At 61.1% G+C, this 11,849-nt stretch carries 11 protein-coding genes; 9 read left to right on the top strand and 2 right to left on the bottom strand.

Annotated features, from left to right (window positions below; translation table 11 throughout):
- The first annotated feature begins 1 nt into the window (after position 1).
- The 7 genes from V3C40_RS02475 to V3C40_RS02445 all read left to right on the top strand — a co-directional run bounded on the left by V3C40_RS02475 (position 2) and on the right by V3C40_RS02445 (position 7,265).
- The gene (locus tag V3C40_RS02475) at positions 2-1,291 is read left to right on the top strand and encodes an FAD-dependent oxidoreductase (protein WP_331776399.1); all 1,290 of its coding nucleotides are present in this window, start codon (positions 2-4) and stop codon (positions 1,289-1,291) included.
- On the top strand, positions 1,291-2,409 hold the full coding sequence (locus tag V3C40_RS02470) for a tryptophan hydroxylase (protein WP_331776398.1): 1,119 nt from the start codon (positions 1,291-1,293) through the stop codon (positions 2,407-2,409). The genes V3C40_RS02475 and V3C40_RS02470 overlap by 1 nt, the downstream gene beginning before the upstream one ends.
- Positions 2,410-2,418: 9 nt before the next feature.
- Positions 2,419-3,000 carry a violacein biosynthesis enzyme VioE gene (gene vioE, locus V3C40_RS02465; protein WP_072453408.1) on the top strand — a complete coding sequence of 194 codons (582 nt, stop codon included), beginning with the start codon at positions 2,419-2,421 and terminating at the stop codon, positions 2,998-3,000.
- 90 nt (positions 3,001-3,090) lie between these two features.
- Positions 3,091-4,254 carry an MFS transporter gene (locus V3C40_RS02460; protein ID WP_331776397.1) on the top strand — a complete coding sequence of 388 codons (1,164 nt, stop codon included), beginning with the start codon at positions 3,091-3,093 and terminating at the stop codon, positions 4,252-4,254.
- Between the two features lie 129 nt (positions 4,255-4,383).
- Positions 4,384-5,433: a helix-turn-helix domain-containing protein gene (locus tag V3C40_RS02455; RefSeq protein ID WP_081368119.1), complete on the top strand. Its 1,050-nt coding sequence runs from the start codon at positions 4,384-4,386 to the stop codon at positions 5,431-5,433.
- A 120-nt stretch (positions 5,434-5,553) separates the two neighbouring features.
- Positions 5,554-6,912 (top strand): Vps62-related protein, encoded by a 1,359-nt coding sequence (locus V3C40_RS02450; protein WP_331776396.1) that lies wholly within the window; start codon positions 5,554-5,556, stop codon positions 6,910-6,912.
- A gap of 65 nt (positions 6,913-6,977) precedes the next feature.
- Entirely contained in the window at positions 6,978-7,265 is a 288-nt protein-coding gene (locus V3C40_RS02445; RefSeq protein ID WP_331776395.1) for a hypothetical protein, read from the top strand.
- 93 nt (positions 7,266-7,358) lie between these two features.
- Here V3C40_RS02445 and yddG read toward each other — a convergent pair whose 3' ends face one another.
- Complete coding sequence (gene yddG, locus V3C40_RS02440; RefSeq protein WP_331776394.1) at positions 7,359-8,264, bottom strand: aromatic amino acid DMT transporter YddG; 906 nt, start codon at positions 8,262-8,264, stop codon at positions 7,359-7,361.
- Positions 8,265-8,440: 176 nt separating this feature from the next.
- Between yddG and V3C40_RS02435 the strand changes: the two genes are divergently transcribed.
- On the top strand, positions 8,441-9,919 hold the full coding sequence (locus V3C40_RS02435) for a hypothetical protein (protein WP_319991416.1): 1,479 nt from the start codon (positions 8,441-8,443) through the stop codon (positions 9,917-9,919).
- A 113-nt stretch (positions 9,920-10,032) separates the two neighbouring features.
- Positions 10,033-10,293 (top strand): hypothetical protein, encoded by a 261-nt coding sequence (locus V3C40_RS28325; RefSeq protein WP_442907229.1) that lies wholly within the window; start codon positions 10,033-10,035, stop codon positions 10,291-10,293.
- Positions 10,294-10,578: 285 nt separating this feature from the next.
- On the opposite strand, the gene V3C40_RS02425 is transcribed toward V3C40_RS28325, so the two are convergent.
- Positions 10,579-11,796 carry an MFS transporter gene (locus tag V3C40_RS02425; RefSeq protein WP_442907211.1) on the bottom strand — a complete coding sequence of 406 codons (1,218 nt, stop codon included), beginning with the start codon at positions 11,794-11,796 and terminating at the stop codon, positions 10,579-10,581.
- Between the last annotated feature and the right edge of the window lie 53 nt (positions 11,797-11,849).

The following is an 11,849-nucleotide window of genomic DNA, read 5'->3' as shown; positions in this document are numbered from 1 at the left end:
AATGCATAAAATCATTATCGTCGGCGGAGGCCTGGCAGGTAGCCTCAGCGCCATTTATCTGGCGCAACGGGGACACGATGTCCACGTTATCGAAAAACGCGGCGATCCACTGCTGGAGAATGCCGCCAGCTCCGACCCGGTCAACTCGCGCGCCATCGGCGTGAGCATGACGGTACGCGGCATCAAGGCCGTCCTGGCGGCTGGCATCAGCAAGCAGGAGCTCGACCAGTGCGGCGAACCCATCGTCGGCATGGCATTTTGCGTGGGCGGCCGGCACCGCATACGCGAGCTGACCCCGCTCGAAGGCCTGTTTCCCCTGTCGCTGGACCGCACTGCCTTCCAGCGCCTGCTGAACCGGCATGCCGTCCTGCACGAGGTGAAGTATTACTTTGAGCATAAATGCCTGGATGTCGACCTGGAAAGAAAAATCGTGCTGATCCAGGGCCCGGACGGCGCCGTGCAGCAGCTGCATGGCGACCTGGTCATCGGCGCCGACGGCGCCCACTCGGCCGTGCGGCGCGCCATGCAAAGCGGCGTGCGCCGTTTCGAGTTCAAACAGAGTTACTTCCGCCACGGCTACAAGACGCTGGTCTTGCCGAACGCGGCGGATCTGGGTTTCCGGAAGGATTTACTGTATTTCTTCGGCATGGATTCCAAGGGCCTGTTTGCCGGCCGCGCGGCCACCATTCCGGACGGCAGCATCAGCTTCGCCCTGTGCCTGCCCTACACGGGCACGCCCAGCCTGGGCACGCTCAACCGCGAAGCCATGGCCGACTTCTTCAGCCGCTACTTCGGCAACCTGCCGCCGGACCGCCGCAAGGAAATGCTCGACCAGTTCATGGCGCTGCCCAGCAACGACCTCATCAATGTCCGTTCCAGCACCTTCCACTACAAGGCCAATATCCTGCTGATCGGCGATGCGGCGCATGCCACCGCTCCCTTCCTCGGACAAGGCATGAACATGGCGCTGGAAGACGTCCACGTCTTCGTTTCCCTGCTGGAAAAGCACGGTAATGCCCTGGGCCCTGCCCTGTCCGAGTTCACGCAGCAGCGCAAGGTGCAGGCGGACGCCATGCAGGACATGGCGATCGCCAACTATGAAGCGCTGAGCAATCCGAATCTGATTTTCTTCCTGCAGACGCGCTACACGCGCTACATGCACAAGAAATTCCCCCGTGTTTATCCGCCAGACATGGCGGAGAAACTGTACTTCACATCGGTTCCTTACGATGAATTGCAGCAAATCCAGAAGAAACAAAACGTTTGGTACAAACTTGGAAGGGTAAATTAATGAACATTCTCGTTATCGGCGCAGGCCCCGCAGGACTGCTCTTCGCCAGTCAGATGAAACAAGCCCAGCCCGGCTGGAGTATCAGCATCACGGAAAAAAACACCCCGGAAGAAGTGGTGGGCTGGGGCGTGGTGCTGCCGGGACGCCCGCCGCGCCATCCGGCCAATCCGCTCTCTTACCTGGAGCAGCCGGAACGGCTCAATCCGCAGTTCCTGGAAGAATTCAAGCTCGTGCACCACGACCAGCCCAACCTGATGAGCACCGGCGTGACCCTGTGCGGCGTGGGACGCCAGGCCCTGGTGCAGGCGCTGCGCGCCAAGTGCGTGGCGGCCGGCATCGCGATCAGCTATGAAACGCCGCCGGCGCCCCGGGCGCAGCTGGAAGCCGAGTACGACCTGGTCGTGGTAGCGAACGGCGTCAATTACAAATCGCTGGAGTTGCCGCCAGCGTTGGTGCCGCACATCGATTTCGGCCGCAACAAATACATCTGGTACGGCACCACCCAGCTGTTCGACCAGATGAACCTGGTGTTCCGCAGCAATGAGCAAGGCATTTTCATCGGCCATGCCTACAAATACTCGGACACGATGAGCACCTTTATCGTCGAATGCAGCGAAGAGACGTACGCCAGGGCCGGGCTGGAAGCGCTGTCCGAGCGCGACGCCGCCGCATATGTCGCCAAGACGTTCAAAGCCGAGCTCGGCGAACATGGGCTACAGAGCCAACCGGGCCAGGGCTGGCGCAACTTCATGACCCTCAGCCGCGACCGGGCCTGCGACGGCAAGTTCGTCCTGCTCGGCGATGCGCTGCAATCGGGGCATTTTTCCATCGGCCATGGCACCACCATGGCGGTGGTGGCGGCCCTGCTGCTGGTCAAAATCCTCAACACCGAAGCTGGCACGGCCGCCGCCCTGGACAGCTTCAACGCCCGCGCCGTGCCTCTGATGCAATTGTTCAAGGACCACGCCAACGCCAGCCGCCTGTGGTTTGAAACCGTAGGCGAGCGTATCGACCTGAGCAATGCAGAGCTGACCGACAGCTTCGACGCCCGCCGCAAGGACTTGCCATCGCTGCAGGAAGCGCTGATGGCCAGCCTAGGCTACGCGCTGGGCCGCTAGGGAGATACCATGCCGACACACGTCTCCCCGCCGCTGCTGCCGATGCAATGGAGCAGCGCCTATGTTTCCTACTGGACGCCGATGCAGGAGGACGACCAGATCACGTCCGGCTATTGCTGGTTCGACTATGCGCGCAACATCTGCCGCATCGATGGCCTGTTCAACCCCTGGCCGGAAAAGGAACATGGACACCTGCTGTGGATGTCGGAAATCGGCGACGCCCGGCGTGAACAAAGCCGCAAGCAGAAAGTGGCTTATGCACGGCAGGCGCAGGCAACTGGCGCGCAGCTGCAGGGAACGGCGCTGGCCGACGAGGTGACGCCGTTTCAGGCGCTGTTCCTGCCGCAAGCGGTGCTGCTGGACGGCGGCGCCCGTCACGATGGCCGCCATAGCGTACTGGGCCGCGAGGCGGATGCCTGGGTAGTCGAGCCAGCGGGCAAGCCGCCATCGGTGTTTTACCTGGAGGCCGGCGGCAACCGCCTGCTGCGCATGGTCACCGGCAACGACCCGCAGCACCGTTCGATACGCGACTTTCCCAACCTGTCTGTCGGCGACATTCCGGACAGCGTCTTTACGTCTTGCAACACCTGACCAGGGCATGGCGCGTGCAAGGGCCGCATGCGGCCGGCGCGCGCCATCCCTGGCTAGTGTTTTTTGTTATTACTCTCGAAGGATATTGCTATGCCGCTGGTTGTTTACATTCTGGGGTTGACGATCTTTTCGTTAACCACCTCCGAATTCATGGTGGCGGGCATGATGCCGTCACTGGCCCTGGCCATGGACGAACCGGTGACACGGATCGGCTATCTGATCTCCCTCTACGCCATGGGCATGGTCATCGGCGGACCGCTGAGCACCATCGTCCTGCTCAAGCTGCGCGTGCCGAACAAGCAGGGGCTGCTGTGGCTGCTGGGCTTTTATGTCCTGGCCCAATCCGTCGCCGCCTCCGCCACCAGCTATGACGTACTGGCCGTCGCACGGGTGGTCACGGGCGTGGCCGCCGCCACCTGCTTTGGCCTGTCCCTGGCGATCTGCGCCGATATCGTCACCCCCAACGCGCGCGGACGCGCCGCCGCCGTCGTGATCGGCGGCCTCATGCTCGCTTCGGTGGTGGGCGTGCCGGTCGCCACGCTCATCGACCAGCACCTGGGATGGCGCGCCAGCTTCTGGCTGGTGGTGCTGCTCGCGCTGATGTGCCTGGCGCTCATCACCGTGCTGGTGCCGCGCACCAAGCCATCTGAAGTCGTCAGCCTCGGCAAGGAACTGGGCGAATTCCGCAACCGCCACCTGTGGGCGGCGTACGCCAGCAGCGGCCTCATCATCGGAGCGATTTTCGCGGCATTCAGCTACTTCGCGGCCATCCTGACGGAAATTACGGGTTTTCCGACGTCCGCTATCCCCTGGCTGCTGGGCGTCTACGGCGTCGCCAATGTAGTGGGCAATGGCGTGGTCGGCCGTTATGCGGACCGCTACACCACCGTCATCATGGTCTGGGGCATGGTCATCCTCAGCATCAGCCTGGCGCTGTTCGCCGTCTTTGCGCACGACAAGACCATCAGCGTTGCCCTGCTGGTCGTCACGGGCCTGGTCGGCATGTCGATGAATCCCGCCATCATCGCCCGCGTGATGAAGACCGCCCATCCGGGGCCGCTGGTCAACACCGTCCATACCTCGGTCATCAACATCGGCCTGGGCGCCGGCTCATGGCTCGGCGGCCTCGGCATCGCCGCCGGCTACGGCTTGCGCTCGCCACTGTGGGTCGGTGTCGCGCTGGCAGTGCTTGGCCTCATCAGCTTGCTGCCTTACCTCGGACATAAGTCGCGCGATTCGGTGCTGTCGCATTAGCGGCTGGCGACGTGTCTTGACGGCCAGGCCCAATCCCGGCAAGATCATGGTGCTGGCTGACAAGCTGCCGGCAACAGCTACCCTCTAGCGCTGGAGCCACCACCATTGAGCCAGGAATATTCCACGGCAATGCGCGACCTACTTGCCGCGCGTGACATCAGGCATGCCCGCACGCCGCCCGTCAGCGGGCTGACGCGGCAGCACTTCAGCGTCGCAAGCGAGCACAAGGAACTGCAGCTACTGGCCTGGCGCGATTATCTGGGCCGGTTCCTTGACCTCCAGGTAAGGCGCCAGCAGCTGGGCAATGGTTTTCACGCAGAACTCGACACGTACTTGCTGCCGGACATGGCATATCTGGATAGCCGCACGGACGCGGTTACCCAGCTGCGCAGCAATGAGCGCATCTCCACCGACAGCATGCGCGATTTCGTCTTTCACATCGCCGTGCAGGGCATTATCGAGACCAGCACGGCGCGCCCCAGCGCAAAAGCGCTGCAATACACGCCAGGCATACTGGCCCTGGACATGAACCAGCCGATGCGCATGGTGCGGCCGACGCGGGCGCATGTACTGGCCTTCTTCCTGCCCCGTGCCGCGGTCAGCGCGCACCTGCCTGACGCCGAAGCCATTCATGGCCGCATCGTCGGCTATACCACGCCACTGACGCGCATGCTACCGGCTTACCTGAATATCCTATGCCAGCGCCTGCCAGCGCTGCCGGCAGACCAGCAAGAGCAGACGCTACGCACGTGCGCCCGGCTGATCATTGCCGCATTTGCCAAGCAGCAGCGCCTGGAAGAGCATGGGCGCGCTGTCGCCCGCGCCGCGCTGCAGGGACAGATCGAACACTATATCCAGGCGAACCTGCACGAGGAGCATCTGACGCCGGACGGCGTGATGCGGGCGTTTCCCGTCGCGCGCTCGACCATCTACCGCCTGTTTGAATCCCAGGGGGGCCTGGCCGCCTACATCCGCCATTGCCGCCTGCGCGACGCGGCACATGAACTGACCAGCATGCGCCATCTTGCCGTGACGCAGATCGGGCTGGGACTGGGCTTCAACAGCGCCTCCGATTTCTCACGCGCGTTCAGCCGCGCGTATGGCATGTCGCCGCGCGATTTTCGAGAACAATTCGGGAACAGTTCAGGCACAGTCCGGAATGATCTTTCCTCAAAATAATATTTTAAAAAAGTGAAACAGGGTGTCAAGTCGGCATGAACCGGGGATGGAGAATCAAGTTCCCTACCCGCCCGCGACAGCTGCGGGACCGGTTCCTACTCTCGACGGAGTTCTGCACCCATGCGTAACGACAACAACGATGCCACCTTCGCCCCCGCCCTGGCTCCGTACAATGAAAAGGCCAACGCCGCCATCGTCAAGGCGGTGCGCGCCAGGGACTGGACAAAGACGGCGGTGCGCTACGGTGAAATTTGTTTGACTTTGGCCAAGCCGGATGAGTTCACCGAAGTATGGAGCCAACTGGACCTGAGCACGTTCCCCCCCGACCTGAACAACATGCCGTGGATCGGCCTTTACCATTTCACGGGCAGCGGGCAGCGCGATGCGAATTGCCTGCCCGTCGGCGACATCGCGGTGTCCACCAGACTGGCTCCGCCGTATCAGCCGCCCCGGGCATCTCCCATGTTTTACCTGTCACCGTGCCCGGAAGCGCCGCCGTCCGCCCTGGGTCCCGCATTGGCGCATCCGACGGGGTTCCGTTTTCTGGTCAATGACAGAGGCTCCAAAAACCCCCGGGACATCTGCTACTGGCAGCCCATTGCGCCCGATGGCTATTACGCGCTTGGCATCTGCTTTAACGCCAGGGAACCGGACAGAAGCAACTATTGGTGCGTGAGAAAAGACCTGTGCATTTCCGTCGACAAGATCCGCGTATGGCAAGAACACGGATGGCACAGCAGCGGCAGCGTGGAAGCGCCGAAGGCGCGCCCGGACAAATGGAAGGATGTTCAGGACGGATATGTCCTTTTGTCGCCGCTGGCGTATACCTATGGCAGCTTGCCGGCATTTTACTTGCGCCTCCCCATGGCCTGCCTCGACGTGGAGCCATTTGATTTTCCAGGCCCGCCACGGCCGGAGCTGGACCCGGCAATTGTGGTCAACCACAAGCTGAAGGCCGGCTTGAGCCCAGTCGTGATCGTCCCGTTTACCGCCATCCCCGGTGACGCCAGCAACGTACCCGACCAGCCATACACGTCACCCTTCTATTTCATCGCCGCCCAGCCTTATTACTTTTGCTACAACGTTTTATCGCCGACCGGGGGCGGCACCACGACGACAACCTACCGCGTCGGCGTGACCAAAGAGGAATCCACGACCTTCGAACGCTCGACGTCGATCACCACGAATGTCGAGGTCGGTGCCGTGTTCGAAGGTCCCACCGCCTCGGCATCCCTTTCCATGACCAACACATTTTCATTAACGCAGCTAAACGGCCGCACGGAAGAGACCAGCGTCGAATATTCGGAACAGCTGATCTTCAAGGAAACGGCGCGTGTATGGCAATGGCAATTGCTGACCGACCTGGTGGTGACGCGCTCGGATGGGACGCAGATCAGGCCCATCGCCTACCGGAATCAGGACCGCACCAACATTCCCCCGCCGGACAAGGCGAGCCCGCCAGAAGCCATGGAAAATTGAATCGCCGTTCTTTCCCAGCAGTACAACAGTGTGTTTGACATTTCTCATCCAACCAGGAGGTTTATATGAAACTGCAACGTCTGTTTTGCCTTGTCGCCTTGATCTCGGCGGTTTCCATGGCGGGTGCCGCCAAGCAGGAGAAGGAAACACCCAAGGAAAATGCGGCGGCCAGCCCGGCCACCACCAAGGCAGAGAAGGATGCCACCGCGGACCAGCAAGGCCACGCCCCTTGCTGGTCCGCGCGGCAATGCAGCGGCAAATCCAGGCCCAATCTCACGCTTGAAGCGTGCAAGCGGGGCAGCTTCGGCAAGTCGTGGGGACTCGCTCCCGGTCCGGGCTGCAGGACTTTCTGATGGCGATACCTTGATCCTGCCCGCATGGCGCGGGCGTCAATAGCCCCGCCCGCACCGCCTGGCCGGTTGCGCGGCGGCGTGTTTCGGCTAGTGCTAGCTGATGACCGGCCTCGCACGTCCCGCCCGCGTCGCCAGCCAGCACAGGATGGCACCGCCGCACACCATCGCCGCGCCCTGCCAGAAAGCCAGCGACAGCGGCGTGCGCAGCAGCAGCGACGACAGCGCGGCGGACAGCACGGGGATGAAATACGAGGCGCCAGCCAGGATAGTGACGTTACCGTGCAAAATACCCACGTTCCACGCGGCGTAGCCAAAGCCCATGGCGCCGGCGGCCAGGACCAGATAAGTGACGGCCTCGGCAGTGAACGCCATCTGGCCGCCCCCTTGCAGCAAATACTTGACCCACAAGCTGATGGAAACGAGGATGAAGAACAGGGTCACGCCATTCTTGCCCTGCGCAAGGCGCGCCGTCACGGTGCAATACGCGGCCCAGATCAGCGCGCCCGCGAAGGCCAGGCCATAGCTGAGCGGGCTGCTCCGCACATTGGCCACGGTGCCGGCCAGGTCAAAGCCCTGCTCGCCGCCCAGCACCCAGCAGATGCCGACGACGGACAGCAGGAAACCTGGCACGATGAGGAAATTGCTCTTTTGCCCGTTGAACACGATGGCCGCAACAATGGTGAAGGTCGGCCACAGATAATTCACCATGCCCACCTCGATGGCCTGACGCGCCGTGCTCGCATAACCGATCGATAGCGCCAGGCACAGCTCATAGGTAACGAACAGCACACTGCCCCAGACCAGGTAGCGTCGCGGAAATTCGCTCAGCCTCGGATAACCCACGGACAGCAGCAGGAACACTGACGCCACGCTGTACATCATCGCCGCCCCGCCCGTGGGTCCCAGCAGGTCAGTGACACTGCGGATCAGCCCGATAATGGCGCTCCACAGCAGAATGGCGCCCAGCCCGGTCAGGGTGGCCTTGTTGGTATTTTTCATGTGTATGTCATTCAGATGAGGCAATCAAACGCCCGGCGGCACCAGCCAGGCGCCGGGCTTGCGAGACCATACACGGTGTCGTTCGCCAGGGCAATCAGCGGTGACAATTATTGAGATTTCATCAATTATTTGCGGATACTATGTCTTTCAATAACTCAACTTAAACAGGTGCACTCATGTCCGCTCCCAAGTTAGTGTCCGCCAGCCTCGCCGTCTTGTTCTGCGCCACCGCAGCGGCCGGCACGCCCGCCTACCAGCCCTTCCCCAAAGGCTATGGCTATCTGGAACCGGCAGAAACCCGCGCGCTGCAGACGGCCGTAAAGACAGGCGACAACGCCGTCGTGCGCGCGCACGGCTGGCGTTTGTGGGCCGGCATCATGCAGCCAGCCGCCGGCCTGGACTGGCCGGTCTGGTACACCTGGCCCAACGGCACTGACGCGTTCGCCGACACCGCAGCGTTGAACGGCGATGCGGCAGCCGCCACGGCGGAGGTGAAGCCAGCCAAGCGCCGCATGGGCCGCCTGGGGGCGAGCACTTTGACTCCCGTCAACGTGCAAAACACACCGTTTTACCGCATCCCGGAACAGGTCATCACCGCATATCCTGGCGCCATAGTCCGCACGACGGAAGGGGGAAAAGTCAAAATCAGCATCCGCGACGGCATCCACTTCGCCTTCAACGGCGATATCATGATCGCGACGGAATCGCTGAGCAAGGAGGCGCTCGATTTCATCCGCGACCCGAAACAGCCCGTCTACAAGCAAAGCACGCTCGATGCCTTGTACAGCAAGGACGATCCAGCCAAGCGCGTGCACAACCTGAATGCGCCAGCCAGCTATGTCGTGACCAAGCACATGTATTGGCCCGTCAAAGCCAGGGGATTGACCGCATTGCCCGTGTGGCACGACGACTTCAGCGCCAAATATACCGGTTATGCGGGCTACGAAAAGTGGCGTACGGCCATTGCCATCGACCCGGACGGCAAGCAGGTGGGCCAGATGGCCAAGGTCAGCTACCTGCACGGCCTGTACCAGCACGATACCACCACGCCATGGCCCGTCATCACCAAAGCCGCCAAGGTATACGGTTTGCAGGACTTCTACCACCACAAGGTGAGTGCGGCCGACTGGGCCAGTTTCGATGAAGCCGACAAGGCCATCATCAACGCCGCCTGCTACTGGCTGAACGGCCAGCCCTTCGGCGCCGGCGACTACCTGGTCACGGTGGCCATGCACATCAATACCAAGGAAATCCCAAGCTGGGGCCTGCAAAGCGTGTGGTGGTCGGACCGCCCCGGCAGCATGCCGTATGCCGCCAACCGCCCGGCCGACATCCAGGCCACGGGACCGTGGAAACATTATCTGCTGACGGAAGCCTACGGCATCCCGGAAAAAGGCAACCCGGACCTGCTCCCCGTCGCCACCAACCCGTACATCGAACTGGTGACGCACCCGGTCGGCACCAGTTGCTACACCTGCCACGCCAACGCAGGCTGGCCCAGCAGCTTTAAAGCCATGACTCCGGGCGTGGCCAGCTATCAAAATCCGCAATGCCCGAACCTGCGCGCCTCGCTCAACCCCAAGAGTTCGTGCCTGGCACCCTTCACTCTCACGGACTTCCAGTGGATCATCCCGGATCGGGCCGTGGGTAATTAACATACGCCGGCAATTGCCGCAGCCCGGCTTGATGCCGGGAGGAGCATATTAACGACTCAGCCCACCGCCCTGAACAGTCATCTTGTCGCGGCAATTATCAAAAGGAGACCGTCATGGATAAGGAAATCATCAATCGATCGCTTCCGCAAGGCGCTGCTGACATTAAAAATATTATTCTGGTCGGCGGTGGCGCCTTTTTCTATCGAAAAGCACTGAAACCGCGCTCCCTTATCACGAGTTGCCGGAACTTAAGGATCCGATCTTTGCCAACGTCCAAGGTTTTCAGTTTGCTGGAACAGAATTGGCCAAGCAGGTATGAGCATCGAACACCACCTGGCACCGTCCCGGCATCCGCAAACGAACGGCATGGTTGAACGATTCAACGGCCGTATGAGCGAGCAAAAGCAGGCCTTCCCTAGCCATAACTGCCGGCGAAGGATGGCATAGCTGGGCGAGGCAACAGCAGAGCGCCTGCTTTTGAGCGCTATGACGGCATAGTTGGCTACGATAAACTAGCCGGTCATCTACTTCGTGCGCTCAGCCAGATCGGGGACTTTGCACGCTCACAGTGGACTGGTCATCATGAGCCTTCCAACCCGCTCAATTGCGAAAAGCAGGATTTTGATCGCCTGAAGAGCGTCTAGCGAACTTGTGGCGGTTCACTGCGGCAATTCAACCCGAACTCTTAAAGCGATAACGAGAGCAGCGAGCAGCATCACAACGCCAGCAATAATGAAAACGCCTGTCACTCCACCCAACCCGAACATCATGCCACCCAATGCAGCGCCGGCAGCTATTGAAGATTGCACCGCAGCGACGACCATGCCACCAGCTGTCTCCGCTTGATCAGGGACGGCACGGGCTACCCAGTTGGACCAGGCGACAGGTACGCCGCCGAACGCCAGGCCCCACAGAGCGACCAAAAGCATCAGGCCTGTTCCTTGGACTGGCAGCAAGATCATGGCGAATGCCGACAAGCCCACCAGCCCAGGCATGAGCACTAAAGTAGCACGCAGGCTACGCTCCATTAGCCAGCCGGCCAGCAGCGTGCCAACGAAGTTGGCGACACCAAAACCCAGGAGCATCAGAGACAAACCGTTTACATCTATTTGGACAACGCTTTCAAGAGCGGGGCGAATATAGGTGAACAATGCATATTGCCCGGTATGGGCAAGTACGCAGCCCAGCATCCCGATCCCAATCCCCGGGCGACGGAGCAGTCCCAGTACCGATGTGGTGCGCATCATCGTGCGCGGCGCCATACGGGGCAGCGTGAACAATTGAAACACAAGTGTTAGCCCTCCGACAGCCGCGGCTGCTATAAATGCACTGCGCCAGCCATATAGCCCCCCCAAGTAGCTGCCCAACGGTACGGAAACGACCGTCCCGATGGCGATGCCGCTGAATATGATGGAGAGCGCTCGCGGTACCAACTTTGCCGGCACCAGCCGCATAGCCACGGCTGCCGCCATGCTCCAAAAGCCACCTAACGCGACGCCCAGAAGAATGCGCATCACCAACAATACTGTCAAGCTTGAGGACAACGCCACCAGCAGGTTGGAGGCGATCATCAGCACCGTGAAAGCCAACAAGACGACACGCCGGTCAAAATGACGCGTGAGACCTGGCACCAACAGCCCGGCGAACATGGCCACGACGGCCGTCACCGTCACTGCCTGACCAGCTAGTGCCTCCGATACGCCAAGATCGAAGGCCATCGGGGTCAATAGACTGGCTGGCAGGTACTCCGCCGTCAGTAAACCGAAAACCCCCATTGCCAGTGAAAACACTGCCATCCATGCTGCTGCCGCTGGCTCTAAAACAGACGCATCGTTCGCGTTGGGCGTTTGCCCGGTAGCAAAAACATCGTTGTTCATCTCTACAATCCCTAAAACAATCGGAGTCGAAAGTCTAGAGGTAAAATCCAGGA

The sequence above is a fragment of the Janthinobacterium sp. LS2A genome, from assembly GCF_036543145.1.
Taxonomy (GTDB): Bacteria; Pseudomonadota; Gammaproteobacteria; order Burkholderiales; family Burkholderiaceae_D; genus Janthinobacterium; species Janthinobacterium aestuarii.
The sequence above is the reverse complement of the archived record's forward strand: the minus strand, read 5'-3'. Positions and strand labels throughout refer to the sequence as shown.